The sequence below is a fragment of the Bradyrhizobium sp. BLXBL-01 genome, from assembly GCF_051853025.1.
In the GTDB taxonomy this organism is placed as follows: domain Bacteria; phylum Pseudomonadota; class Alphaproteobacteria; order Rhizobiales; family Xanthobacteraceae; genus Bradyrhizobium.
The window spans coordinates 4,211,283-4,237,453 of sequence record NZ_CP182471.1; the positions used below are offsets into that span (position 1 = coordinate 4,211,283).

Annotated in this window: 18 protein-coding genes and 1 pseudogene; 6 read left to right on the forward strand and 13 right to left on the reverse strand. The window is 65.0% G+C overall.

Annotated elements, in window-relative coordinates:
* Window positions 1-6: 6 nt before the first annotated feature.
* Together ACNJYA_RS19585 and ACNJYA_RS19590 are read right to left on the reverse strand one after the other, a co-directional pair.
* On the reverse strand, window positions 7-1,896 hold the full coding sequence (locus ACNJYA_RS19585; protein WP_212257073.1) for a TRAP transporter large permease: 1,890 nt from the start codon (window positions 1,894-1,896) through the stop codon (window positions 7-9).
* 15 nt (window positions 1,897-1,911) lie between these two features.
* Window positions 1,912-2,943 (reverse strand): TRAP transporter substrate-binding protein, encoded by a 1,032-nt coding sequence (locus ACNJYA_RS19590; protein ID WP_260379157.1) that lies wholly within the window; start codon window positions 2,941-2,943, stop codon window positions 1,912-1,914.
* A gap of 633 nt (window positions 2,944-3,576) precedes the next feature.
* Between ACNJYA_RS19590 and ACNJYA_RS19595 the strand changes: the two genes are divergently transcribed.
* A complete protein-coding gene (locus tag ACNJYA_RS19595; protein ID WP_439400575.1) occupies window positions 3,577-7,395 on the forward strand; it encodes a hypothetical protein in 3,819 nt (1,272 codons plus the stop codon).
* 33 nt (window positions 7,396-7,428) lie between these two features.
* On the opposite strand, the gene ACNJYA_RS19600 is transcribed toward ACNJYA_RS19595, so the two are convergent.
* The 7 genes and pseudogenes from ACNJYA_RS19600 to ACNJYA_RS19630 all read right to left on the reverse strand — a co-directional run.
* Entirely contained in the window at window positions 7,429-10,530 is a 3,102-nt protein-coding gene (locus ACNJYA_RS19600) for an ATP-binding protein (RefSeq protein WP_439400576.1), read from the reverse strand.
* Between the two features lie 265 nt (window positions 10,531-10,795).
* Entirely contained in the window at window positions 10,796-11,623 is an 828-nt protein-coding gene (locus ACNJYA_RS19605) for a hypothetical protein (RefSeq protein WP_260379154.1), read from the reverse strand.
* An 87-nt stretch (window positions 11,624-11,710) separates the two neighbouring features.
* A complete protein-coding gene (gene fsrB, locus ACNJYA_RS19610; protein ID WP_439400577.1) occupies window positions 11,711-13,003 on the reverse strand; it encodes a siderophore utilization protein FsrB in 1,293 nt (430 codons plus the stop codon).
* A gap of 56 nt (window positions 13,004-13,059) precedes the next feature.
* Complete coding sequence (locus ACNJYA_RS19615; RefSeq protein WP_439400578.1) at window positions 13,060-15,378, reverse strand: TonB-dependent siderophore receptor; 2,319 nt, start codon at window positions 15,376-15,378, stop codon at window positions 13,060-13,062.
* A 192-nt stretch (window positions 15,379-15,570) separates the two neighbouring features.
* Entirely contained in the window at window positions 15,571-16,236 is a 666-nt protein-coding gene (locus tag ACNJYA_RS19620; protein WP_212257066.1) for a methionine ABC transporter permease, read from the reverse strand.
* Entirely contained in the window at window positions 16,226-17,365 is a 1,140-nt protein-coding gene (locus ACNJYA_RS19625; RefSeq protein ID WP_439400579.1) for a methionine ABC transporter ATP-binding protein, read from the reverse strand. The genes ACNJYA_RS19620 and ACNJYA_RS19625 overlap by 11 nt, the downstream gene beginning before the upstream one ends.
* A 233-nt stretch (window positions 17,366-17,598) precedes the next feature.
* A pseudogene (locus ACNJYA_RS19630) lies at window positions 17,599-17,846 on the reverse strand (anion permease); the annotation flags it as partial.
* Window positions 17,847-18,062: 216 nt separating this feature from the next.
* Between ACNJYA_RS19630 and nthA the strand changes: the two are divergent.
* Genes nthA through ACNJYA_RS19645 form a run of 3 tightly spaced genes read left to right on the forward strand, consistent with a single transcriptional unit; the run spans window position 18,063 to window position 19,725 of the window.
* Window positions 18,063-18,692, forward strand: coding sequence for a nitrile hydratase subunit alpha (nthA, locus tag ACNJYA_RS19635; protein ID WP_439400580.1), 630 nt, complete (start codon window positions 18,063-18,065; stop codon window positions 18,690-18,692).
* Window positions 18,689-19,348: a nitrile hydratase subunit beta gene (gene nthB / locus ACNJYA_RS19640; RefSeq protein WP_439400581.1), complete on the forward strand. Its 660-nt coding sequence runs from the start codon at window positions 18,689-18,691 to the stop codon at window positions 19,346-19,348. The genes nthA and nthB overlap by 4 nt, the downstream gene beginning before the upstream one ends.
* Entirely contained in the window at window positions 19,348-19,725 is a 378-nt protein-coding gene (locus tag ACNJYA_RS19645; RefSeq protein ID WP_260379147.1) for a nitrile hydratase accessory protein, read from the forward strand. The genes nthB and ACNJYA_RS19645 overlap by 1 nt, the downstream gene beginning before the upstream one ends.
* 142 nt (window positions 19,726-19,867) lie before the next feature.
* Here the strand turns inward: ACNJYA_RS19645 and queC are convergent, their stop codons facing one another.
* Window positions 19,868-20,581: a 7-cyano-7-deazaguanine synthase QueC gene (gene queC / locus ACNJYA_RS19650; RefSeq protein ID WP_439400582.1), complete on the reverse strand. Its 714-nt coding sequence runs from the start codon at window positions 20,579-20,581 to the stop codon at window positions 19,868-19,870.
* 127 nt (window positions 20,582-20,708) lie between these two features.
* Here queC and mazG point away from each other — a divergent pair, with 127 nt between their 5' ends.
* Window positions 20,709-21,527 carry a nucleoside triphosphate pyrophosphohydrolase gene (gene mazG, locus ACNJYA_RS19655; protein WP_439400583.1) on the forward strand — a complete coding sequence of 273 codons (819 nt, stop codon included), beginning with the start codon at window positions 20,709-20,711 and terminating at the stop codon, window positions 21,525-21,527.
* Window positions 21,528-21,717: 190 nt separating this feature from the next.
* Complete coding sequence (locus tag ACNJYA_RS19660; protein WP_172788960.1) at window positions 21,718-22,746, forward strand: DUF2278 family protein; 1,029 nt, start codon at window positions 21,718-21,720, stop codon at window positions 22,744-22,746.
* Window positions 22,747-22,906: 160 nt separating this feature from the next.
* On the opposite strand, the gene hflX is transcribed toward ACNJYA_RS19660, so the two are convergent.
* The 3 genes from hflX to ntrX all read right to left on the reverse strand — a co-directional run bounded on the left by hflX (window position 22,907) and on the right by ntrX (window position 26,168).
* Entirely contained in the window at window positions 22,907-24,289 is a 1,383-nt protein-coding gene (gene hflX, locus ACNJYA_RS19665) for a GTPase HflX (protein WP_439400584.1), read from the reverse strand.
* A gap of 11 nt (window positions 24,290-24,300) precedes the next feature.
* Complete coding sequence (gene hfq, locus ACNJYA_RS19670) at window positions 24,301-24,549, reverse strand: RNA chaperone Hfq (RefSeq protein WP_007591126.1); 249 nt, start codon at window positions 24,547-24,549, stop codon at window positions 24,301-24,303.
* Between the two features lie 248 nt (window positions 24,550-24,797).
* Window positions 24,798-26,168, reverse strand: coding sequence for a nitrogen assimilation response regulator NtrX (gene ntrX, locus ACNJYA_RS19675; protein ID WP_172788962.1), 1,371 nt, complete (start codon window positions 26,166-26,168; stop codon window positions 24,798-24,800).
* Window positions 26,169-26,171: the final 3 nt, after the last annotated feature.

Sequence of the window (26,171 nt, forward strand, 5' to 3'; positions counted from 1 at the left end):
ACCGCGTCAAAGAAATCCGATCGAGATCCAGGGGAAGATCGCGACGATGATCAATCCCACCAGCAGCGCCAGCAGATAGCCCCAGATCGGCTTGATGCCTTCGGCCGGATCGACGCGTCCGATGGCGCAGGCGGCATAATAGCCGACACCGAACGGCGGGGCGAATAGCCCGATACCCATGGCCAGAATGATCACCATGGCATAGTGCACCTCGTGCACGCCGACGGCGCGGGCGATCGGGAACAACAGCGGCCCGAACAGCACGATGGCCGGAATGCCCTCCAGCACGCTGCCGAGGACGGTGAAGGCCAGGATGGACACGGCAATGAAGGTCGCAGCTCCCCCTGGCAATCCGGTCATGGCCGCGGCCAGCGAGCGCGAGAAGCCGGACTGTGTCAGGCCCCAGGCCATGCCGGTGGCGGTGCCGATGATCAGCAGGATCGCGCCCGACAGCGCGGCGGTCTCGACCAGCATCGGAAACAGCCGCCGCCAGTCGAAGCGGCGATAGACCAGGAGGCCGACGAGCGCGCCATAGACGATGCCGATGGTGGAAACCTCGGTGGCGGTCGCGATGCCCTCGACCACGGCATAGCGGATCACGAAGGGCAGCGCGAGCGCGGGCAGGGCAATGACAAAGGTCTTGCCGATCTCGGAAGCGGTGGCGCGGCGGACATGGCTCATGTCCTCGTGGCGGTAGCGCCACCACACCAGCATGCAGAGCGTGACCGCGAGCACGACGCCGGGCAGCAGGCCGCCGGTGAAGAGGGCGGCGATCGAGACGCCCGTCACCGAGCCGATCGTGATCAGCACCAGGCTCGGCGGAATGGTCTCGGTCTGGGCGCCTGTTGCCGCCAGCAGCGCGACGAGGTCGCCGGGCTTGGCGCCGCGCTGTTTCATCTCAGGGAACAGCACGGGCGCGACAGCGGCCATGTCGGCGGCCTTGGCGCCGGAAATGCCGGAGACGAGGTACATCGCGCCGACCAGCACGTAATGCAGGCCGCCCCTGATATGGCCGAGCAGGCTCGCCAGGAACGCCACCATGGCCCGCGCCATGCCGGTCATCTCGATCAGCAGGCCTAAGAACACGAACAGTGGCACGGAAAGCAGGATGAGGTGGCTCATGCCCTCGTCCATGCGCCCGACCAGCACCATCACGGGCGTGCGCGTCGTCAGCGCGAGATAGCCGAAGATGGCGAGACCAAAGCCGAACGCAATGGGAACGCCGGCAAAGACGCAGAAGCCGGCAACGCCGACGAAGAAGATGACGAGGTTGAGATTGCCGAGCGGCCGCAGGAGCGGCTCCGCTAGCCAGAACAGGCCGATCACGATCGCAACCGACAGCACGGCGGCTGCCACCACTCGGTGGTCGGCGGCGCGCAGCAGCCGCAGCAAGGCAAAGGCCGCCATCAGCCCGATGCCGGCCGGCAGCGCCGCGGCGCGCCACATGTTGGAGATCTGCAGCGCCGGCGTGGTGATGTAGCTCTCTTCGTAGGCATAGTCGCAGGACGGCCAGACGATCAGCGCCAGGAATGCCAGCGCGGCCGAGGTCGCGACCAGATCGAGATAGGCTCGCATTGCCGGCCTGGCGCTGGCGACGATCGCGGTCATGCGCATATGCTCGGAGCGGCGGAATGCGACCGCCGCGCCGAGCATGGCAAGCCATAGGAACAGGATCGAGGCGAGCTCGTCCGACCAGATCAGCGGCCGGTGCAGGCCGTAGCGCGCGACCACACCGGCAAACAGGATCACGATCTCGGCGACTACCAGGGTCGCCGCCGGGATTTCGACGACGAGACCGAGCACGCGCTCGAGCGAAGTCAGCAGCGAAGGTCGGCGAGGGGACTGCAACGTCACCTCGCCCACCACTTCGGTCACCTCGATCTCGACGTGAGCCATAACGGACCCAACGCGTTACGACAGCTTGCCGACGGCCTTCTCCAGGAGCTCCCAGGCCTGATCGCCATACTTGCCTTTCCATTCGGCATAGAAGCCGGCAGAGCGCAGCTTGTCGCGGAACGGCGCCACGGCCGGCTGGTTGAACGCCAGGCCCTTGCCGGCGAGCTCCTGCTGCAGGTTGGCGTTGAGCTTGGCGGTATCCTCGCGCTCCTTGACCGCGGCGGCATTGATGTTCTTGGCGACCACGGTGCGCACGTCCTGCGGCAGCTTTTCCCAGGCTCTGCGGTTGGCCAGGAACCAGAAGCCGTCCCACATGTGGTTGGTCAGCGAGCAGTATTTCTGCACCTCGTAGAGCTTAGCGGTCGAGATGATGGCCAGCGGGTTCTCCTGGCCCTCGACGATCTTGGTCTGCAGCGCCGAATAGACTTCGCTGAAATTGATCGAGGCCGGTGCGGCATCGAACGCCTTGAACATCGAGGTCCACAGCGGCGACACCGGCACCCGGATCTTGAAGCCCTTGAGGTCGTCAGGCCCGGTGATCGGCTTGGTCGAGGACGTGGTCTGGCGGAAGCCGTTGTCCCAGATCTTGTCCATGACCTCGAGACCGGCCTTCTTGATCTCGCCGCGGACATGGGCGCCGAGATCGCCGTCCATGGCCTTCCAGACCGTATCGTAGTCCGGGAACGCGAAGCCGATGCCGTTGATCGACGCTGCCGGCACCAGGGTCGACAGGATCAGGCCCGACAGCGTGAAGAACTCGACGCCGCCGGAGCGGATCTGGCTCAGCATGTCGGTGTCCGAGCCGAGCTGGTTGTTCGGGAAGATCTGCAGGTCGAACTTGCCGCCTGTCTCGGTCTTGATCGCCGCCGCCATCTCCTTGGCGCGGACGTTGAGCGGATGGGTGTCGGGCAGGTTATTGGCGTACTTGTAGGTGAACTCGGCGCTCTGGGCACGGGCCACATGGGGCGCACCGATGCCGCCCAGGACCGCGGTCGCGGCGGAGGCCTTGAGAAGCGTGCGTCGGGAAAAGCGCGTCGAAAAGACCATGGGTCTGCTTCCTCGGAAGGTTTGTTGTTGTTCTGAGATGCAAACCTATACGGACGGTCGCCTTAAGGTCATCTGCGATCTCGCGGAAGCCTCGCTTATTGCAGCCGGACAAGGTCACGGCAATATCGGCTTTCGGCACAGGAGACCCGATTTCAAATCTGCAAAAACAACCCCATGCACAGTAGCCGACACGAGCTCAGGCGACGGTCGAGGCGCAGGCCGCAACCAGCGCTCAAGTGGAGATACCGTTGGAGGAGTTTTGGCTAAACTATTGATCGGATTGTAGATAAAGATATTCCATAATATACCTTATGCGAATCAGGGATATGGATGCCGACCGCTGTCTGCACGGCCTGTGAGCTGCACCGCCAGCTCGCGCGCGAGCCCGATTGCGGCCCCTTCCCGGGCTCAAACCTATGCCGCTCTCGCAGGCTACCGGATTGCATTGCTCCGGCGAAACTTCCGCCTGCGCGCCGCGCCCGAAAGTTCGGAGAGTGTGGGCCAGTTCATACATTTGAACGGCCGAGAGCCGCACTATTCCTAAATAGCGTTGCATAACGAAACACGTTTCGGTTGCCGGGCCCAGGCGCGAAGGCGCCTCCAGCCCGCGTGCGACCCGGGGGAGCCAGAGACATGCGTCGTGATTTGACCATCAAGACCGGCAGCATGGCCGGCACGTCCGATTTCAGGGTGATGGCTCCGATCAAGAAGGGGTTCGTGCCCTCCCTGGATGCGACCACGTACAAGACCCGCGTCAAATATGTATTGCGTGCGCTGAATAGCGGACGCGCCAATGCGTATGAATACGAGCTCGCCCGCGTGCTGTCCGATTCCGTGGATCGCGTCGGACGGATCCACTCGGTCGGCATCGCCGTGCTCGAACCCGAGGACGATTCCGTCGATGCCGTGGACTACGTGCTGCTGACCGCGACGTTCGACGGCTCCTGGGAAGCCTATGTCCGCGTCATCTGGCAGAAGGCTGCCCGGCTGCTCGACCTCATCTTCTGCAATACCGAGGGCTACGTGCTTGGGCACGAGAACACCTACGAGAGCTGGGGTATCTGGCTCAAGAGCAGGCAGACCGAAGCCTATTTCCTCTACGCCACCCCCGACCTGACCGTGGATGACACGCGCTTCCTGCGGATGGAGGAGCGGGTCTATCGGCGCGCCTCGGGCGCCGGCGCCGATCAGATCGTCACGCGGATGAGGATTCCGTCGCCGGAAGAGATCGCGCGACGCTCGGTATTCCAGGGCGTCGATCCGACCAATGCCGGCTTCAGCGAAACGCTCACCCCCGAAGCGGCCGGCCGGCCTGCCTTTCGCCACGGCATCCTTGCGCTGGCGGGGCTCTACCGTCTGGCCGACTTCTATCCGCCGGGGACGCACGACGGAGTGATTCTGCATCGGGCCGCCCACGAGCTGCTGCCGGAATTCGTCACCATGATCAACACCCCCGCCTATGCGGAAGGCGTCAAACGCGCCAGCCGGCGCTATGAAGAAGCCCTGCACTGGTTGATGACCCCGCCCGACGTGGCGCCGGTGCGACAGAAGCTGCCGCTCGCCCTGCCGCCCCAATCGCCGTTGCAGGATCGCCGCAACGTGCAAGGCGGGATTCTCTCCGCCTACCCCGCTTCGGATCACGGCTGCCTGCTGCTGTTGCAGTTCGCCAATCCGGCCGCGCTGGCGGCATTTCTCGACGTCCTGCAGGTGACGTCCGCGGCCGACGTTCTGACACCGGGGCAGATCGTCACCAACATCGCATTCTCCGTCGAGGGGCTGCGTCAGGCCGGCCTGTCGGACGAAGAGGTTCGCACACTACCGGAAGAGTTTGTGCAGGGCATGGAAAGACGCGCCGGCCTGCTCGGCGACGTGCGCTGGAATCACCCCCAGCGATGGCGCCTTCCGGCCAGCAACTGGGCGCTCGGGATCAACGCGCCGGACCTGCCCGAAGGCGCCCCGGCGCCGCGCATCAGCATGAGCTCCGTCCATGCCGTCCTTCAGCTTCGCCTGCTGACCAAGGACCCGAACAAGGACCCGCAGACGGCGGCGGACGCGAGAAAACCGTTGATGGCCGAAATGAACCGCCTGGTCGAGGTGGATCCAGGCGTCAGGCCGCTGTCGATTCAGTGGATGCAGCGGCAACGTGTTGGGTCCTCTGAGAACATGAAGGACCATTTTGGTTTCGCCGATGGCAGTTCGAACCCGGTGCTGGACGCGAGCGAGGCCGGCGAGGTCTATTCCAATCGGGTGCATCTTGGCGAGATTCTGTGCGGCTACCCCAACCTCGCCGACGAGACAGCGCCGCTCGGCGACGCGACCAATCGTGCTCACGCAATGCTCCGCGACGGCAGCTTCATGGCGCTGCGCAAGCTGCGACAGGATGTCGAGCAGCTCGAGGACGTCCTGTGCCGCGCGACGCGACAGGCGACCGAGACGGCCGGACCGGATGCACCTGCCCTGACGCGCGAGATGTTGATGGCCAAGATGATGGGACGCTGGCCGACGGGCCATCCCCAGGCCGGCCAACCCCTGACCCCTACTCCGCCCCCCGACAAAGGCTACAACGACTTCAACTACGATGCCGATCCGCAGGCCCAACTATGCCCGTTTCACGCGCACATACGGCGCGCCAATCCGCGCCTCTCGATCACCCAGGCGGATGCCGGCGCCCGGCCCCCACGGATCGTCAGGCGCGGCATGTCCTACGGTCCGCCCGTCGACGCGCAAGCCGCCAAATCCGCTCCGCAACCAGAACGCGGCCTGGTTTTCATGGCCTACAATGCCAGCCTCGGCGAGCAGTTCGAGGTGGTGCAGAGCTGGCTGGCCGGCGGCAACAGCTCGGGGTCGTCCTCGGGGGTAAGCGATCCTTTCCTCGGCCTCGCCGAGCCTGGCCGGCTCCGACATTTCCGTTTCGAGCATGGAGGCCAAACCATTCGCGTGGCGCTGGACGGCTCGGACCGCCTCCACGACGAACCCCGTCCCTTCGTGCGTCTGGAATGGGGAGCGTATTTCTTCGCGCCATCCAAGAAGGCGCTTGCCGATCTTCAGCAATGGGCGGCGAGCCAGGGCCACAAACCGGCGGTGACGTGGAGCGTCGATCAGGGGGAAAAGGAGATCGCGCGTCTACGCCTGATCGAGGGCCGGCAGGGCGAAGCCGCGGCGATGGCCGCATGGAAGACGGCGCTCGAAGATCCGGATTCGGCCTCGCATTTCGTCAACGCGTCGATCTGGGCTGCGATCCGCGAGCGCCACGGCGGCGCGCTCCGCACGCCCTTCGGTGTCTTGGTCGCCGACCGCGACATGGTCTACCGGGTCTTTGCCGATTCCGACACCAAGCTGACCATCACCGGCTACCTTCCCCGCATGCTGCGGTCGTTCGGCATCCTCTATCTTGGCCGCGACGCCGGACAGCCTGACCAAGTCTATGAGCAGGAATCCGCAGCCTGCAACGCTGCGATCATGGCCCTCGACCAACCCGCCGCATTCGAGCTGGCGCGCACAGTCACACAGAAGGTGCTGGGCTTCATGGTCAAGCAGATGATTGACTATGCCGCTAGCGACGGCGAAGCGAGCTGGGAACTGACCGTCGACGTGCACGAATTGGTGGATCCGCTGCTCGCCGCCTTCTGCGAAGCGTGGTTCGGGTTGAGCGAAGACGGGGGGCATTTCCGCCGCATCGGCTATCGCTGGGATTGGAAGCTAGGCGAGCCGCCCGGTTATCCCGGCCATTTCCTCTCCCCTTCGCGCTACATCTTCCAGCCCCACCCGAACACGACGGTGGAGGCGATCGGCGCGGCACATGGCGACGCTGCGCGCCGCGCCATGGAGAGTTTCCTGACGCAGTTCGGGCCGACGAGCGGACCCGTGACGAAGGCGGTTTACAATTCGCCGCGAGGCACCGGCGACATTCCGTTCGTGGCTCGTACCATCGCCGGCGCCATGATGGGCTTCATTCCGACCGTCGACGGCAACCTGCGCAGGATATTGAACGAATGGCTGCGCGAAGGAACGCTGTGGGCGTTGCGCGCTCGCTATGCCGGCACGGAGGCAAAGAACTACATGGACGCCCTCAACCGCCTGAGAGACGACTTCATCCCCGCGATGCAGCTTCGCGCGGTGCCCGAACTGATCTGGCGGACAGCCGTCGTTTCGCAAACCATCGGAGGTGTCGAGGTCAGGCCGGGAGACGTCATCGTCGCGGGCGCGGTCTCCGCCACCCAGCAAAATCTCGCCGAAGGTCGTCAGGACCTCTATCACGCCTTCGGCGGCAACCGCAGGGTCGCGGGGCATCCCACGCATTCATGTCCCGGAGCAGATCCGGCATTGGCAGTGATGCTGGGTTTCTTCAGCGCATTGGTGGAGACGCCGCTACCCTTGCGGGCCGGCCCCATTCCAATGAGCCTGACGATGGGCGGAAGGGTTCCCGCGCCGCCGAGTCCAGCTCTGCGCTAAATTTAGAGCCGTTCAGGACAGGCGGCGCAGCGACTAGACGGCACAAGGCTGAGCACGACCGAGTTGATCGTTGGCGTAGACGACGGGTGTGCCGATGAAGAGCCGGATCGCCTGCTCCGCATGCCAGTGCATGCCGAGCGCCTTGAGTTTCTCGGCGGCTTCAATAATGGTCTGGCGGGCCGCCTCGCCCTGGCCCTGCCCCGCGAGAAGCTCGCCGCGCAGGGCCAGGTTCAGGGCCGCATCGCGCAGCGAACCGCGCCAGCCTGCGGAGGCCTCGGCCCGCTGCAACCACCGTTCGCTGAGGCTAAGATCCTGGCGCCGGGCTGCGAGCCTCGCCAGCGAGCGGCACGCCGCCGCTTCGCCCAGCCGCTCGCCTTCGCGCGCGCGGCGCAGGATATGGGCGGCATATCGCCGTGCCGTCTCGACATCGCCTTCGGCCGTCGCCGCCTCGACGAGCCAGCTATATTGAACCGATGTGTAGAATTGAAAATTGCGCCGCTCCATCCATTCCGCGGCGTTGCGCAGCTGCAGCAAGCCATCGGCGTCGGCGGCCGCCGACCAGCGGGCAAATCCCGAGGCGGCCCGGCAATCCGCCAGCAGCAGCAGACTGCGGGTGTTCTCGGCGATGCGCGCCCCTTCGACGGCAAGCTGCTCCGCCTCGCGCCAGCGGCCCTGCCAGTTCAGCGCGACCGCAATCCAGTTGCGTACGGAATTGACGACCGGATGGGTCGAGCCTTCGACCAGGGCCATGGCTTCGCGGAAACATGCGTGGGCACCGTCGAAATCGCCGCGATCCGCGAGGATGCCGCCCTTGCACGACAGCGCGTAGGCCGCTCCGAAGGATATCGCGCCATGCCGCCGGGTGCGCTGCTGCTTGGTCGAAATGGCAGCGTCGATCAGGGCGATGGCTTCGTCGTACTGACAGCTTGCGGCCAGAATTTGCCCGAGCGTTGCTTCGATCTGGGCGATCAGGCGATGATCACCGAGCTTGCGCGCCAATTCCAGTGCCGTCCGCGTGTGTGTCACAGCGTCCCGGAAGCGGCCGAACCCGTAGCACATGTAGCCGAGCCATTCATAGGCGCTGGCCATCGCGGCGGTCTCGCCGAGGGAGGACGCGATCGCAACCGCGCGTTCGAACACGGACGTATCGTCGGTCAGCGACAGCGGGTCGAAGATGTTGGCCATACCAAGCTTATTGGCCAGCAAGCACCAGCGCAGCGATTGCTCGCGGGAGCGATCCGGCACGCGATCCAGCGCTTGCATGGCGACCTGGTACTGCGCACTGGCACGATCGAGCGCGAATGCAGCCATGGCCTTGTCGCCGGCGCGTTCGGCATAGCGGGCGGCGCTTTCCCAATGACCTGCGCCGCGCGAATGATAGGCCAGAGCTTCCATCGCGTCCTCGCGATCAGCCTGCTCGGACCGCGCCAGCAAGGTGGCTTCGATCCGCTTGTGCAATGCCTGACGCTCGTGCAAGCCAATGCTGTCGTAGACCGCGTCGCGCGTGATGCCGTGCTTGAAGCGCAGGACGTCGCCCCCAGGATCGGCATAGAGAAAGTCCGCATCGGCCAATGCCCGCACGATGGCCGGGTCGGGTTCGCTGCCGCAGGCCGAAACCAGCAAGCCGTGCGGCACGGTGTTGCCGATGACGGCCGCGGCGCGGACCACCTTCGCCTCATCGGACGGCAGGCGTGCCAGGCGCGAGGCGACCAGTGTTGCAATCCAGCCCTGTTTGCTGCGCGCTTCGAATGAAGCAGGATCGTTGGCGGCGATGGAATGGCAGAGCTCTTCGATGAACAACGGCACTCCGCCCGCGTAGGCGTGGATGCGCGCGACGAGGAACGGATCGGCCTGCGGCACCCAGCGGCGTACGGCAAGGTCTGTTTCGGGCCCCTGAAACGGTTCGAGGAGCAGGTGCGGCGCGCCTGAAATCCATTCGGTGCCGTCCTCGCGTGGCCGGCTGGCGAGGATGACACGAGGTCCGTTGGGCAATTCCAGCAAGGCCTGGAGCAATTGGCGGCTTGCATCGTCGGACCATTGCCAATCGTCGATCACCAGCACCAGCGGGCCTTGCGCTGACACGCCGGTGAAGAACGCGAGGAGATCGCCGACGACGCCGTCGACGGTGATGCGGCCGCCGCGCGCATCGGCGCCGGCCGACGCCAGAGCGAGGATCGATTCTGCATGCGGGCCGAGCTGGGCGGCCCATGGCTCCAGAGCCGTGCGCGCGGTCTCCTTGGCCTCAACGATGGAAGCATCCGGGCCTATTCCGAGAGCGGAGCGCAGCATTTGCAGGAATGGTTGCAGAACCTCGGCACCGACATAACTCTCGCAGCCGCCCCGCAGCAGCCTGAAGCGCTCGGTGCCGACGTGTTCCAGCACTTCTTCCAGAAGGCGTGTCTTGCCGAGGCCGGGGCCGCCCACGATGACCGTGCAACGTTGCGCGGGCGGAGGTGCCTCGCTCAGAAAGCGTGTCAGGAAGCCGAATACCTCGTTACGACCGATGAAGGGTGTCAAGCCGCGGCGCGCGGTTGCCTCGAAGCGTCGGGTCGCCGTGCTTCGTCTCAGCACCAGCCTCGCCTGCGGCATTCCGGAAATCCCTCCCGATGGGAGGTGGGCACCGAGCTCGAAGAAGTTGGCGTGCGGCCCAAGGGCATCGAGGCTGGCGAGGATCTGATCCGGACCGGCGTGACGCGACAGGTGCGCCGCCGTGTTTACGACATCGCCGATCAGGTCATACCGGCCGGACTCGATGTCGCCTTGGGTCAGGAGCACGGTGCCGGCATGGATACCCGAATGCATTCGCAGCGGCATCAGCGCCGGCGACACGCCATCGTGGCGCAGCTGCCCGACCCATTGGTGAATATCGAGCGCTGCTTCCGCAGCACGACGACCGTCGTCCTCGCCCGACTGGGGATGGCCGAAAATAGCGAGGGCGCCGTCTCCCTGTGTTCTGATGATGTGACCGCCGTGCTTCGCCACTGCGCGATGCCAGATCTGCCGCAATTGGCTGAGGAGCTCGGAAAGGTGCTCGGACTCGACATCTCTGCCCAGGGCCGTGGACCCCACAAGGTCAGAGAACAGCACCGTCAATCGATGACGTTCGCCTTTTGGATCGCGGGTTTGCGTACTCATCGTCAATCGCAGCCAAATCGTTGACGAACCGCAAGAACGGTCCCCAGCTGGTGCCAGACCGGATGCAGCAAGTATGACAAAAGGCCATAGTATCTCGCCTAACCCGCAAGTGGAAGCTCGCGGATTGCATCCGCCGAACACGGCGCTTATCGGTCTAACTTGCTCAAAAATCTCATGTCTTGCCCTTTGCCGGACGGCGCGTCGGCCGCCTCGCCGGTACAGGCCAAAGGCGGAGTATCAAGGTGGAGGATCTTGAGCTGGCGTTCTAGGGAAGCGGCAGCCGCTCCAACTGGCTCTGCGCCTTCTTGACGGCGGCCGCATACCAGCTCTGGCTCGGGGCTTCCTTGGCGAAGCACGAAGTGAAGGCGGTCATCGCCTTGTCTTCGCGGGTCATCTCGCCGCGCGGATCCTTCTTGTCGACGGGCTTTGCCATCATCTGCTTCCAGACCTTCTCGCAGGCCGGAATCGGGGCGGTCTTCACGACCTCCCTTGCCGCGAGGAAATAGACCTTGTCGCCCTGGATCGCGACGACGTCGATTTCGTCCGGGGGACCCTTGAGGTCGCCATTGCCGCGCACGCCGAGCACAGCGGCTGCGGCGCTTGCCTTTGCCGGCCTGGTGATCGGCAGCTCCGCATAGATCGCGAAGGCGGCGTCCTGGATCGCATAATAATAGAAGCGGTCGGATTTCAACGCTGCGCCGCTCTCCTGCGGCATGCCGTCCTCGCGATGCTCGCCCAGCCAGTGCCTGAGCAGCCCGGTCGTGGTCACCACGGCCTGCATCTTGTCGCCTTCGGAAGCGAAGCTCAGCCCGTCGAGATGGCCGAAGCCGATGTCGCTCTTGAACAGCGTATCGACGTTCGACTTGCCCTCGGCCGGGAGCCCCTTGATCGCGACCGGACCGACCAGGCCGCGCAGCACGCCGGCCAGCTCCTTCAGGGCCGCATCATGCTGCTTGTAGATCTCGTCGCTTTCCTTGGCGCTGGAGAATTTTGCGATGTAGCGGTCGCGCAGGTCGAGATAGTGCTGCTCGGGCGCGGCAGCACGGGCAGGCGCGGCCAGGACGAGCAGGCAGAGCAAGGCAAGCAATCTCATTGCAATTCCGGAAGACTGGAGAGTGATCTCCCATCTTTGTGCCGACGCCGGGTGCGAAGGTTCATCCTTTGGCGGAACGCGGGTGCCCTACTCTGCCGGCGTGAGTTGCTGCCGGTTCAGCCGCAGGGCCGCGGTCTCGCGCACGCGAACCCGGGCGCGGCGCTTGCGCCACCAGATCACGACGCCGGTGACCGAGAGCGCGGCGACCACGAGGCCCATCACCGAGATCAGGATGCGCCCGAACAATCCGACGATGCGGCCCGAATGCAGCGGAAACTGCGCCTGCACGAAGATGTCGGCGGCGGTGCCGACCCAGGGCAGTCGCTCGCCGATGGGACGGCCGTCCTCGCTGTCGTAATAGAGCTGCGCCGGGCCGACGCCGCCGGCGCCGTGATCGTCGCCGGGGTGGAAGAAGGCGGCGGCATAGACGCCATGGGCCGGGCCGTAATTGATCGACCCGACCGGGACCGTCCACCCGCGCGCCTTGCCGTCGGCCGCGGCGCGCGCGGCGATGTCGGCGAAGGTGACCCTGGGCTCGATGGGATCGTCGAGATCGCGGTACGGCCGCTGCTCATAGGGCGTCGGCGTGTAGTTCGACACCATCTTCATCAGCGGCGAGAACACCTCGAAATAGAGATTCAGCGAGAACGCCGTGAAGGCGATGATGAACAGCACACCCCACGTCCACAGGCTGAAAGCGCGATGGATGTCGAAATTGATCCGGTAGGCGCTGCCCGACGTCTTGATGGTCCAGGCCGGCGCCCAGCGCGCCCAGAAGCCGCGCTCGAGCTGGCGCGCGACCTCGGGCGCCCGCGCCGCCTTGGCGCGCCGGCGCGAGGGCAGCGTCAGGTAGAAGCCGACGAAGCAATCGATGGTCCAGATGATGGCGATGATGCCGAGCACGCGCATGCCCCAGCGGTCGCTGCCCCAGAATTCCGGAATGTGCATCGTGTAGTGCAGCTTGTAGAGAAACGAGACGAAGTTTTCCCGCGTGACGGGCCACACCGCCCCCCAATAGCGCCGGCCAAGCTCCGCGCCGGTGTTGGGATCGAGGAAGACCTGATTGTAGTCGAGCGGGTAACGCTTGCCCGTCGCGGGATCGATCCGCGGCATGACGAAGAACCACAGCGAGTGGCCCTGCTCCGGCGTCATGAAGAGGTAGACGACGCGCGCGCGGGGATCACGCTGCTCGATCATCTTGGCGAGCTCGAGCGAGGGAATGGCCGGCCCCTTCGTCGAGACATCGAACAGATGGCTGTTCAGGACGTCGTCGATCTCGTGATCCCAGGAGATGATCGCGCCGGTGATGCCGGAGAAGAACAGGAATCCGGCCGTGAGCAGTCCAGCCCAGCGATGCAGCCTGCCGAATATCGCTCTCATCGTCTTCCACTCTCATCCAGCGGGTCCGGCCCCCGGGTGCCGGACCGTCTTTGATTTCACCAGCGATAAGTCAGCTTGCCGATCGCCTTGCGTCCCTCGGCATAGAAGCAGCCCGCGAGGCTGTAGCACGCAGCGACGTAGCGCGTGTCGGCAAGGTTGGTCACGTTCAGCGACAGGCGCCAATTGTCATGGGTGTAGGCCAGCAGCGCATCCAGCACGGTCGAGGCGCCCACCTTGAAGGTGTTGGCGTCATCGCCCCAGGTCGCGCCGACATAGCGGATGCCGCCGCCGAACTGCAGGCCCGCGAGCGGTCCGTTCTGCAGCGTATAGTCGCTCCACAGCGAAGCGCGGTTGAGTGGCACGGTGACCGGCGCCTTGCCGACGTTGACCGGATCCTGCGTGACCATGGCGTCGACATAGGCATAGGCCGCGCGCAGGTTCCAGCCGTCGGCGAGCGACATCGTGCCTTCGAGCTCGATGCCGCGCGACTTCACCTGGCCGATCTGTTCGTAAAAGGTGGCTGCAGGCACGTACACAGCGACGTTGTCACGCGTCAGGTCGAAGGCGGCGAAGGTGAACAGCGCGTTCCAGCCGATCGGCTGGTACTTGACGCCGACCTCGTACTGGACGCCCGACTCGGGATTGAGCATCTGTCCGCCAAGCCCGGTCGCGAGCAGCGGGAGGAACGATTCCGAGTAGCTGAAATAGGGCGCGATGCCGTTGTCGAAATTGTACATCACGGCGGCGCGGCCGGTGAAGGCCGAGGCGTCCTTCGCGACCGTGGTGTTGAAGATGCCGTTGTCGACCTGCGTCGTCACGAAATCCTGGCGGCCGCCGAACTGGAACGAGAGCCGGCCGAGCTTGATCTGATCCTGCGCGTAAACTCCCACCTGCGACTGCTTGACGCCGGTCTTGTCGCTCGGCAGGCCGTCCACGGCATAGTCGTAGCTGTACACCGGATTGAAGACGTCGATCGTCGGAGACGAAGTCGTCACGCCATAGGCGGTGTCGCGGAACGACGTGTTGCGGTAGTCGACGCCGACCAGCGTGGTGTGGCTGAGAATGCCGGTGGTGAACTTGCCCTGGAGCTGATTATCGACGGCGAAGGAATTGATGTAGGAGTTGCTGTAGCTGCCATAGCGCGCGAGCTGCCCTGCGGCTTCATCGGCATAGCCGCCGCCGTAGAACACCTTTTCCTCGTTGTGCTGATAGGCGTAGCGCAGGTTCTGCCGGAACGTGAGATAGTCGGTGAAATCGTGCGAGAGCTGGTAGCCGATTGTTGCGATCTCGGTGTTGAACGCGTCGAAGCTCGGCACGCCCGCGAAGAACGAGACCGGGATGGTGCGGCCGTTGTTCGGCCACACCGTGCCCGAGGCCGGCAGGAACTGGAGGCCCCACCCTGCCCGATCCCTCTGGTAGTTGGCGAGCAAGGTGATGGTGGTGTCCTCGTTCGGCTTGAAGGTGACGGCGGGCGCGATGAAGACGCGATTGTCCTTGCTGAAGTCGACCTGGGTTTCGCCGTCGCGCACGACGCCGGTCAGGCGCCACAGCACGGTGCCTTCCTTGTTGGCGGGGCCGCCCATGTCGAACTGGCCCTGATAGCGGTTGAAGCTGCCGCCGGAGATCGAGACCTCGCCGAACTGCTGCGCGGTCGGCAGCTTGGTCACGTAATTGAGGATGCCGCCGGTGCCGCTGCCGCCATACATCGCGGAGGACGGGCCCTTGAGCACCTCGAGCCGCTCGGCCCCATAGGGATCGAGGCCGTTGAAATGCACGTAATTGCTGGAGGGAATCCGCAAGCCGTCGACGTAGAGGCCCGGCATGGTCATGTCGAAGCCGCGGATCTGGAGGCCGCCGAAGCGGGTGTCGGAGCCGCCATTGACGTCGCCGCTGACGCCGGCGGTGTAGCGCAGGGCCTCGCCGATCGAGACCGCGCCCTGGTTCCTGACCTGGTCGGTGGTGATGACGGACACCGACTGCGGCGTTTCGATCAGGGGTGTGTCGGTCTTGGTCGCGGTACCGCTGCGCGTGGCGACAAAACCGCGTACCGGACCATTGGCGCGTTCGCCTGTGGCGCCATTCGATGACGCCGACTGCGTTGGCGCAGCCTGCTGCGCGGGGCCGCGACGATTGGCGCGTGCGGTTCGCGCCGCCGCCGCCCGTCGCGAGGACGCAATGGCCGCAGGACGGGCGCGCTGCGCCGGCGCTTCGACGGTGACCGCAGGAATTTGCGTCTGCGCCTCCACGGTAGCGAAGGGAATGACGAGAGAGAATGTGCTGACCGCCCCGAGGAAAAGCACCTGAATCTGTCGACGACGCGTGTCGCCACGCGAAGAAAATTGAAAGTCGCTCACGTCTTTCGAGGCCCCACGCACTGCCGGCTTCGCCGGTACCGTTTTTGATGCCCCGCCCTAGCTCAGCCGGTTTTCGAGTGCGATAGGAACCGCGTTAGAATTTCTCCAGACGTGTGCGCCGCACCTGCGACGAATGCGCTCAGGCGCGCTTCGCAGTTTGGAATGTTTCCAGGCAGAAGCAGAATCGCCCTGTCTGAAACATCGGGAAATGTTTCAGCGATGCCGCAGCCGGCGATTAACCCGGCGTGCCAGGTAATCGCCCGCGCTCTGGACGATCTGCACCAGGGCGATCAGCACGACCACGACGGCCAGCATCATCTCCGGCATGAAGCGCTGATAACCGTAGCGGATGCCGAGATCGCCAAGGCCCCCGCCGCCCACCGCGCCGACCATCGCGGAGTAGCCGAGCAGGCTGACGACGGCGAGCGTCAGAGCCAGCAGCAGTCCCGGCAGCGCCTCCGGGATCAGCACCTTGAACACGATCTGAAGCGGCGAAGCGCCGAACGAGGACGCGGTCTCGATCAGGCCGCCGTCGACCTCGCGGATCGCAGCCTCGACGAGGCGCGCGATGAACGGCGTCGAGGCGATGGTCAGCGGCACGATCGCCGCCGTCGAGCCGATCGAGGTGCCGGCAACGAGGCGCGTGAACGGGATGATGGCGACGACCAGGATGATGAAGGGCGTCGAGCGCGTCGCATTGACGACGATGCCGAGCACGCGATTGACGATGGGCGCCGCGAACAGCTCGCCCTTGCGGCTGGTGGCCAGGAACACGCCGAGCGGCAGGCCGAAGGCGGTGCCGAGCAGCGCCGCGATGCCGACCATGTACAGGCTTTCGAAGGTCGCCTGGATGATCAGGTTGATGAGTTCAGGCGACATAGCCGAGACGCTCCGCCGAGAATTGATATTGAGAGAGCCAGGCGAGCGTCCGCGTCACCGCGTCCTCGCCGCCGGGAAGTCCGAGCGTGAGCGAGCCCACATGCTGGCCGCCGATCTCGTCGATGCGCGCCGACAGCAGCGCGACGTCGAGCCCGAGCTCGCGCGCGAGCCGGGCTACCAATGTGTCGCCGGCCCCTGCCCCGCGCACCTGGACCCGGACCACGGCCTGCCCGCCGGCAGGCTGCTCCGGAACGATCCGGCTCGCCAGCGACACCGGCAGGCTGTCGCCGATCACCTCGGCCAGGAAGGACTGCGTAATCGGATGTTTGGGATGCGTGAAGATGTCGGCGACGTGGCCGCTCTCGACGACGCGGCCGGCGTCTAACACCACCACCTCCTTGGCGAGCTGGCGCACCACGGACATCTCATGCGTGATCAGCACGATGGTCACCCCGAGCTCGCGGTTGATGCTCGCAAGCAGATCGAGGATCGCCCGCGTGGTCTGCGGATCGAGCGCCGAGGTCGCTTCATCCGACAACAGCACGCTCGGCCGCGTCGCCAGCGCGCGGGCGATGCCGACGCGCTGCTTCTGGCCGCCCGATAGTTCGGAAGGATAGCGATCGTGCTTGTCGGCGATACCGACCAGTGCGAGCAGCTCGGCGACGCGGGCCTTGATGTCGGCCTTGGCCCAGCCGGCGATCTCCAGCGGCAGCGCGATGTTGTCGGCGGCAGTGCGCGAGGACAGCAGATTGAAATGCTGGAAGATCATGCCGATCGAGCGCTGCGCCAGCCGCAGCTCGCGGCCGGCGAGCGCCGAGATATCCCTGTTGTCCACGATCACGCGGCCCGTGGTCGGCTTCTCCAGCCCGTTGATGAGCCGGACCAGGCTCGATTTGCCGGCGCCGGAGCGGCCGATCACGCCTGTGATGGAACCGCGCGGTATCGCGAAGTCGATGTCTTGCAGCGCGTCGACGCCGGGCTTGCCGCGATAGGCCGGATAGGTCTTCGAGATATTGGCGAAACGGACCATCGCGTCGGGCTCGGCCGGCGCGGGTGAAATCGCTTCAAGCGTTTCGATCGGTTGTCCGATCGCGAGCGATTGGTGGGCATTCATGGAGGCAGCCTTCATGCACAATAGTTCGCGTTCCCGGTTGCGCGCTCGGGAACCAAGTCGCATCGCGCGACGGGAGAAAGACAGCGGCGAGGATCCGGAACGAACGCGCTGCACCGCAGCACGCACCATCGCCTTTTCCAGTCTTTCTTGCAATTTCAGATATTTGGCAGGAGTTGGACGAAGATTTCCCGATCACTCCCTGAAGCAGAAAATTCCTCCGCCGCATCAGCCTCCACACTGGCTCGGTAGACCCTCAGCCAGGGCAGCACGATCAGCGGGTGCCCGCGAAATAGAGCAGTCCGAAGGTCCAGAACTGCCCTTCCGGATATAGCCGCTGCCGAAATACATTGGCGCAGGTCCGGTGCGTAAGAAGCGAGATCACGCCATCAGGCCGAGCGAATACATGTAAAGCATGGCCAGCGTCGTGACTGGTAGGTCGGCGATGCCCGAGCCGACCGCCAGCACCCACCGGCAGCACTGCGGTGGCATGCGAAGTAGATCCCTCGATTGTCGTCGCGTCGTTCCGGCCTGACGGAGCCCTTTTGTCTTTGCGCCGCGTATACGGATTGTCCTCGGTGCAATCAATGGCCGTCTGGACCATCTTTTGGTTGCCGACAGCAATGTCAGCGCACAACAGCGTCACGAACACGTGGCCGGATTGGGCTGCAACGAACGCTCGACAGAAACGGACCCTTGCGCCTATCTTCGCGCCATGAGCCACGATCACGACCATCACCACGATCACGACCATTCCGAGCTGTCCGAGACCGAGCTGCGCGTGCGTGCGCTCGAGACGATCCTGACCGAAAAAGGCTATGTCGAGCCGGCTGCGCTCGACGCCATCATCCAGGCCTATGAGACCAAGATCGGCCCGCACAATGGCGCGCGCGTCGTCGCCAAGGCCTGGATCGATCCGGCGTTCAAGAAGGCGCTGCTGGAGGATGGCTCCAAGGCCATCGGCACGCTCGGCCATGTCAGCCGGGTCGGCGATCATCTCGTCGTGGTCGAGAACACGCCGCAGCGACATAACATGGTCGTGTGCACGCTGTGCTCCTGCTACCCCTGGGAAATGCTGGGGCTGCCGCCGGTCTGGTACAAGGCCGCGCCCTACCGCTCGCGTGCGGTGAAGGATCCGCGCGGCGTGCTCGCCGATTTCGGGGTCGCGCTGTCGAAGGACACGGAGATCCGGGTGTGGGATTCCACCGCCGAGACGCGCTTCCTGGTGCTGCCGATGCGCCCCGCCGGCACGGAAGGCTGGAGCGAGGAGCAACTCGCCGAGCTCGTGACGCGCGACTCCATGATCGGCACTGGTTTTCCCAAGACGCCGGGAGCACCGTCGTGAACGGCGTGCACGACATGGGCGGCATGGACGGGTTCGGCAAGGTCGAGCCCGAGCCGAACGAGCCGATGTTTCACTGGGAATGGGAATCGCGCGTGCTGGCCATGGTGCGCGCGATGGGCGCGGCCGGCGCCTTCAACATCGACACCTCCCGATTCTATCGCGAGACCTTGCCGCCGCAGGTCTATCTGTCGAGCTCCTATTACAAGAAATGGTTTCTCGGGCTCGAGGAGATGCTGATCGAGAAGGGCTATCTCACCCGCGAGGAGGTCGCTGCCGGCCATGCGATGCAGCCCGCAAAGGCGCTCAAGCACGGCACGTTCGACCGCGCCAATGTCGAGCGCGTGATGGTGCGCGGCAAGTTCGACCGCCCTGCCCCGGCTCCGGCGAAATTCAAGATCGGCGATCGCGTGCGGGCGAAGAACATCCATCCTGCGACCCACACGCGGCTGCCTCGCTACGTCCGCGGCCATGTCGGTGTCGTCGAGCTGAATCACGGCTGTCACGTGTTTCCGGATACGGCGGCGATGGAGCGCGGCGAGAACCCGCAATGGCTCTATACCGTGGTGTTCGAGGGCCGCGATCTCTGGGGCGAGGACGGCGATCCCACGCTGAAGGTCTCGATCGACGCGTTCGAGCCCTATCTGGATCCGGCGTGATGAGCGGCGCACTTGCGGCCGCGGCGACGGCAGCGATCCCGAGCATTCCGCGCGACGACGACGGCCCGGTGTTCCGCGCGCCTTGGGAGGCGCATGCGTTCGCGATGGCCTTGAGCCTGCACGAGCGCGGCGTGTTCACCTGGCCGGAATGGGCCGCAGCCTTGGCCTCCGAGATCAAGCGTGCCCAGGCCGCGGGCGACCCTGACACCGGCGAGACCTACTATCTGCACTGGCTCGCCACGCTGGAAGGCCTCGTCGCGCGCAAGGGCGTCGCCTCGCTGGAGACGCTGCACCGCTACCGCGATGCCTGGGACCACGCCGCCGATCGCACGCCGCACGGCAAGCCGATTGAGCTGCGGGACGAGGATTTTCAGTAGCTGATCGCTGAGTTCGTCACTGCGAGCGAAGCGAAGCAATCCAGAACCCCTCCGCGGCGGCAGTCCGGATTGCTTCGTCGCATCAGCGCAAAATTGCTGCGCAATTTTGTCGCGAGCTCCTCGCAATGACGGCGGAGCGACCCTACCGCCCTGCCACGTACTCGTTCCACCCCTTCGCCCGCAAACTGCAGGCCGGGCACTCGCCGCAGCCATAGCCCCATTCATGCAGCGCGCCGCGTTCGCCGAGATAGCAGGTGTGCGATTGCTCACGGATGAGATCGACCAGCCCTTCACCGCCGAGATCGTGCGCCAGCTTCCAGGTCGCGGCCTTGTCGATCCACATCAGTGGCGTGTGCAGCTCGAAGGGCCTCGCCATGCCGAGCGAGAGCGCGGCCTGCATGGCGCGGATGGTCTCGTCGCGGCAATCGGGATAGCCGGAATAGTCGGTCTCGCACATGCCGCCGACGATGTGGCGGATGCCGCGCCGGTAGGCCAGCGCTGCGGCGAAGGTCAGGAACACGAGGTTGCGGCCCGGCACGAAGGTGTTGGGCAGGCCGTCGGCGCCCATCGCGATCGCGACGTCGCGGGTTAGCGCCGTCTCGGAGACGGCCGCCAGCGTCGGGATCGACAGCGTGTGGCTCTCGCCCAGCTTTGCGGCCCAATCGGCGCGCAGGCCCTTGATGCCGTCGAGCAGGCGGTCGCGGCAGTCAAGCTCGATGGCGTGGCGCTGGCCGTACTCGAACCCCAGCGTCTCCACGCGGGCGAAGCGGCTCAAAGCCCAGGCGAGGCAGGTGGTGGAATCCTGGCCGCCGGAGAACAGCACCAGCGCGGTTTCGGAAGAAAATGCGTCGCTCATGGCCCGCGCTTTAGCATTGCGCGACTTGCTCGCCAATCGGTGGAAATCGGCCTGTTCCGCCGCCTTGCGCTGGGATCGGGGGTCCGCTTTTGGCATAAGGCTCTGGACCCCAGGAGACTGCCCGGCAATGACCCCTTCCCGCGATATCTCCCGCCTGATCGAGATCATGGCGGCACTGCGCACCCCGGTGACCGGCTGCCCCTGGGACCTCGAGCAGAACTTTGCGACGATTGCGCCCTACACGATCGAGGAAGCCTATGAGGTGGTCGACGCCATCACCCGCGGCGATCTCGACGATCTCAGAGAGGAGCTCGGCGATCTCCTGCTTCAGGTGGTGTTCCACGCGCAGATGGCCTCAGAGCAGAACGCCTTTGCTTTCGGCGACGTGGTCGAAGCCATCACGCGAAAAATGATCCGCCGCCATCCCCACGTCTTCGCCGACAAGGACGGCAATCTCGCCCCGCACCACGTCAAGGAGGTCTGGGACCGCATCAAGGCCGAGGAAAAGGCCGAACGCGCCGCGCGCCGGCCGCCGGAAGCGACGCCGACGCACAAGTCGTTGCTGTCGGGCGTGAAGGCCGGCCAGCCGGCGTTGACGCGCGCGATGGAGCTGCAGCGCAAGGCCTCCACGGTCGGCTTCGACTGGAACGACCCGCGCGCGGTCCTGCAGAAAATCCGCGAGGAAGCCGACGAGATCGAAGCCGCGCTGGACCGCAACGACCGCGCGGGCCTGGCGGAAGAGACCGGCGACCTGATGTTCGCCCTCGTCAATCTCGCCCGTCACGTCGACGCCGATCCGGAAGCCGCGCTGCGCGCGACCAACGCCAAATTCGAGCGGCGCTTTGCCTATATCGAGCGGGCGCTGGCGGCGCAGGGCCGGACGCTCGAGCAGGCCTCGCTGGCGGAGATGGACGCGTTGTGGAATGCGGCCAAGACCGCCACTTAGCCGGGTGCGGTGGCAGAGAGATCCGGCAACACCATCCACCGCCGATCGGTCAGCAATGTACCCCGATTGACCGCCCCCAGCGACTCGCACGGAAAGATGCGTCAAGCCGCCGCCATGAAATTGTCACCGCAGACAGTCTAAAGTTGTATAGTTCTGACGCAGCCACCCCCCCTACGGCAGGTGAAGCGCGATGCCATTGAAACATTATTCAGTCCTCAAGGGACGCCCGATTGCGATGCGTTTCGGCACCGGCAGGTCGCCGCACTATCAAGTCCATATCGTCGCCGGCGGTGAAGATTTCCGCATTGCCGTCAACGTGCAGTCGGCCGACGGAAGCGAGGTCGAATTCCTGGTGCGATCTCGTTTCGTCCATCCGATCACCGAACGACTCGCGGCACTCCCGGAGGGGCTGCACCCGCAGGCCCCCCAGCCCAACAGCATCGCGCTGGACTTCATCCGCGGTAATCTGATGCAGCCCCAGGAGATGGTGCCGCTGCCGCTGTCCGTGCCTGGGCCGGACAACGACCTCAACGAGAAGCTCGACCAGTTCGTCCAGCGCGCACTCTCGGACGAAAGCGCGATGGTCTACGCGTTCGGCGAGACATGGGGCCCCGAGACCAAGGCGGACAATTATTTCGGCTTCAGGCCGGGACGCGGCATTCACGACATCCATATGAACCAGGGAAATCCCATCGGAAGGTTCTCGGGCGACAACGGGCCGTGGCAGGACGGCGGGCTCGTATTCGAATTCCCGGAGCAAAACTTATGGACGGCAGTCCTTCTCAAATTCCAGACGCAGGCCTGGCACACTGACGACGAGACCGGTCATCCGATTGATCTCGGCGGCGGCACGCCGACAGCGCCGCTGGATCCGACGGCCCCTCCGACGGAGGAAATGCCGGATGGGCTCGTGCGGATCATTGCGGCACTCGTCAACGCCGTGAAGACGCCGGAGCGCGAAGTCGTCACACTGCTCAACACGGCCGATCGCGACATCGATCTCACCGGCTGGAAGCTGGCCGACAAGCAGAAGAAGAAGATGACGCTGTCGGGGACGATCGCAGCCGGAGGAACGCTCGCCGTCGTCGTGGAGAAGCCGATGGAATTGTCGAACCAGGGCGGCATTATCTCGCTGCTGGACACGCGTGGGATCAAGGTCCACGGCGTCGCCTATACCAGGGCGCAAGCCAAACATCCGGGCCTGACAATTCCGTTCTGATGTGCTGATCAAGCCCGCAACCGACCAGCGTCAGCACGCCGCCAGGTCGGCTGCCGTTCGTGCCCCGTGCGGAGAGCGCACGAGGGTGTATAGATCCATGCCGCGTGTGATCTCTCGTCGCCAGATGCGATCGATGCCGCGCACCAATGGCATCGCGCCGTTATGTGGCGTGATGCGGCACGGCGTCGAACCTGTTCACCACGATGTCCCGCTTGGTCTCGTCCACCCGCACGGTCATGTCGAAGCGGCCGTCGTGCAGCTCCTTCGACAGCACCTCGGCATTGCGGTGCAGCCAGCTGATGCCGGCGCCGTCGGCGGCGTCGATGGAGAGATCGAGCGTGGTGCGCTTGGCGGCCAGGCGTTGCTCGATCGCGGCGAGCAGAGCATCGATGCCCTCGCCCGACACGGCTGAGACCAGCATCGCCGGATGATCCTCCGGCCTGCGCGCGGCAATGTTGAGCAGCTCTTCACGTTCCTCGGGATCGAAACGGTCGATCTTGTTCCAGACCTCGATGATGCGGCCGGAATCGTCCGGGTTGATGCCGAGCTGGCGCAGCACCGCGTCGACGTCGCTCTGCTGCGCCTCGGCGTCTTCATGCGAGATGTCGCGGACATGCAGGATGACGTCGGCCTCCAGCACCTCCTCCAGCGTGGCGCGGAAGGCGGCGACGAGCTGCGTCGGCAGGTTGGAGATGAAGCCGACGGTGTCCGACAGCATCGCCTTTCCGCCATGCGGCAGGGTGAGCGCCCGCAAGGTGGGATCGAGCGTCGCAAACAGCATGTCGGCCGCCTGCACCTCGGCGCGGGTCAGGCGATTGAACAGCGTCGACTTGCCGGCATTGGTGTAACCGACCAGCGCGACGACGCGATACGGCACGCGTTGGCGACCGGCGCGATGCAGCCGCCGCGTCGCCTGCACCTTTTTCAGCTCGCTCTCCAGCTTGGAGATGCGCTCCTGGATCAGGCGACGGTCGGCCTCGATCTGGGTCTCGCCGGGACCGCCCATGAAGCCGAAACCGCCGCGCTGGCGTTCGAGATGGGTCCAGGAGCGCACCAGGCGCGAGCGCTGGTAGTTGAGATGCGCCAGCTCGACCTGCAGCGAGCCTTCCCTGGTCTTGGCGCGGCGGCCGAAGATTTCGAGAATGAGCCCGGTGCGGTCGAGCACCTTGGCGTGCCATTCCTTCTCGAGGTTGCGCTGCTGGATCGGCGACAGCGCGCAATCCATCACCACGAGCTCGACATCGAGGGACTTGATCAGCCCGGCGATCTCCTCGACCTTGCCCTTGCCGATATAGGTCGCGGGCCGGATCTGGCTGACCGGGGCGACGATGGCGTCGGCAATGACGAGATCGATCGCGCGCGCGAGGCCGACGGCTTCATCGAGCCGGGCCTCGGTGTCTCGCAAGGCGTGAGTCTCCGATTGCGCGTCGGCACTGCCCGCGCGCACGCGCAAGTAGGGGCCGATGACAAGCACCCGCCCCGTCTGCGTAGCCCCTGCCGACCGTGGACGGTCGGCATCCCCGTCGAAATTCCGGGGTTCCAATCAGATCACTCTCAAGCCGGCTGGTCCTCGCCGCCTTCGAACAGCTGAATCGGAGCGCCCGGCATGATGGTCGAGATCGCATGCTTGTAGACGAGCTGCGAATGACCGTCGCGCCGAAGCAGCAAACAGAAATTGTCGAACCAGGTCACGATGCCCTGGAGCTTCACTCCGTTGACCAGAAAGATCGTCAGTGGCGTCTTGGTTTTGCGAACGTGATTAAGGAAGGTGTCCTGTAGGTTTTGTGCGCGGTCTGCCGCCATTGTTTTTTTCTCGCTTTGAGTTTCTTTTTATTGCGCCGGATGCGGCCCTCTTTGTGGAGTTCGGGGCCTCCTCCGGTTGCCGTCCCTCATGAGATCCCCCTCGGAAGGAACAGCGGTTCGATTAGAGGACAGGTCGGGATATTAGGCAAGCCGCTTCAAGCGGCAGGCCCGGCCCTATTGCCCCGAAAAATTACGGAAATCGATGATTTCTTCGCCTATTGTCGAGATGCCGCCGCGGCGTCGCGGCCTTAGCCGACGCCGAGCGCTTTCAACTTCCGGTGCAAGGCCGAACGTTCCATGCCAACGAACTCGGCCGTTCGGGAAATATTTCCTGAGAAACGGCTGATCTGTGCAATCAAATAGTCGCGCTCGAACACTTCGCGTGCCTCGCGCAGCGGCAGGCCCATGATGTGCTCGCCATTGTTGCTGGTCGGCATCGCCGGCACCATCGAGCCGACATCCTGCGGCAGCATGTCGGCGGTGATGATGACCTCCGGCCCACCGGCGGCCAGAATCATGACTCTTTCAACATTATTGCGGAGCTGACGCACATTGCCGGGCCAGACATGCGATTGCAGCACCGCCATCGCGTCCTGACCGATCTGGCGCCTGGGCAGGCCGCTGCCCGCCGAGATCTGCTCCATGAAATAGTCGATCAATTCCGGAATGTCCTCGCGCCGCTCCGACAGTGCAGGCACGCGGATCGGCACCACCGAGAGCCGGTGGTAGAGATCCTCGCGGAAGCGGCCGGCCGTGATCTCCTCTTCGAGATTGCGGGCGGTCGATGAGATGATGCGCACGTCGACCTGCACCTTGGCGGTGCCGCCGACGCGCTGGAACGACTGCTCCACCAGCACGCGCAGGATCTTGTTCTGGGTCTCGCGCGGCATGTCCGCGATCTCGTCGATGAACAGCGTGCCGCCATGCGCTTCTTCGAGCGCGCCAGGCTTGCGCGGCTGCTCGCCGTTGGACTGCTCGACGCCGAACAGCTCATGCTCCATCCGCTCCGGCGTGATCGCGGCGGCGTTGATGACGACGAAGGGGCCGTCGGCGCGGCCCGAGGCGGCATGCAGCGTGCGCGCGGTCAGCTCCTTGCCGGCGCCGGCGGGGCCGACGATCAGGATGCGGCTGTTGGCCTTGGCCGCCCGCTCGATGGTCTGGCGCAGCTGGTTCATGCTGGGCGAGCGGCCGACCAGCTGGCTGGCGCTCGGCGCGAGCTGCTTCAGCTCCTTGACCTCGCGCTTGAGCCGCGAGTTCTCCAGCGCCCTGGTCGCGACCAGGATGAGGCGGTCGGCCTTGAACGGCTTCTCGATGAAATCGTAGGCGCCGCGCTTGATCGCGGCGACCGCGGTCTCGATGTTGCCGTGGCCGGAGATCATCACGACGGGCAGATCGGCATTGTCCTTCTTGACCTGCTCCAGGAGCTGCAGGCCGTCGAGCTTGGAGCCCTGCAGCCAGATATCGAGGAATACCAGGTGCGGCCGACGATTGGCGATCTCGGCGAGCGCCGAGTCGCTGTCGCGTGCGGTCCTTGTGACGAATCCCTCGTCTTCGAGAATGCCCGCAACGAGATCCCGAATATCGGCCTCATCATCGACAATCAGAATTTCACTTGCCATGGA

Coding starts and splice junctions, on each gene's coding strand:
- ACNJYA_RS19605 (WP_260379154.1), bottom strand. CDS start 11,623: ATGAGATTGCTTGCCTTGCTCTGCCTGCTCGTCCTGGCCGCGCCTGCC.
- ACNJYA_RS19660 (WP_172788960.1), top strand. CDS start 21,718: ATGCCATTGAAACATTATTCAGTCCTCAAGGGACGCCCGATTGCGATG.
- ACNJYA_RS19595 (WP_439400575.1), top strand. CDS start 3,577: ATGCGTCGTGATTTGACCATCAAGACCGGCAGCATGGCCGGCACGTCC.
- mazG (WP_439400583.1), top strand. CDS start 20,709: ATGACCCCTTCCCGCGATATCTCCCGCCTGATCGAGATCATGGCGGCA.
- ACNJYA_RS19645 (WP_260379147.1), top strand. CDS start 19,348: ATGAGCGGCGCACTTGCGGCCGCGGCGACGGCAGCGATCCCGAGCATT.
- nthA (WP_439400580.1), top strand. CDS start 18,063: ATGAGCCACGATCACGACCATCACCACGATCACGACCATTCCGAGCTG.
- fsrB (WP_439400577.1), bottom strand. CDS start 13,003: ATGAGAGCGATATTCGGCAGGCTGCATCGCTGGGCTGGACTGCTCACG.
- ACNJYA_RS19625 (WP_439400579.1), bottom strand. CDS start 17,365: ATGAAGGCTGCCTCCATGAATGCCCACCAATCGCTCGCGATCGGACAA.
- ACNJYA_RS19600 (WP_439400576.1), bottom strand. CDS start 10,530: ATGAGTACGCAAACCCGCGATCCAAAAGGCGAACGTCATCGATTGACG.
- hfq (WP_007591126.1), bottom strand. CDS start 24,549: ATGGCGGCAGACCGCGCACAAAACCTACAGGACACCTTCCTTAATCAC.
- ACNJYA_RS19590 (WP_260379157.1), bottom strand. CDS start 2,943: ATGGTCTTTTCGACGCGCTTTTCCCGACGCACGCTTCTCAAGGCCTCC.
- ntrX (WP_172788962.1), bottom strand. CDS start 26,168: ATGGCAAGTGAAATTCTGATTGTCGATGATGAGGCCGATATTCGGGAT.
- queC (WP_439400582.1), bottom strand. CDS start 20,581: ATGAGCGACGCATTTTCTTCCGAAACCGCGCTGGTGCTGTTCTCCGGC.
- ACNJYA_RS19585 (WP_212257073.1), bottom strand. CDS start 1,896: ATGGCTCACGTCGAGATCGAGGTGACCGAAGTGGTGGGCGAGGTGACG.
- ACNJYA_RS19620 (WP_212257066.1), bottom strand. CDS start 16,236: ATGTCGCCTGAACTCATCAACCTGATCATCCAGGCGACCTTCGAAAGC.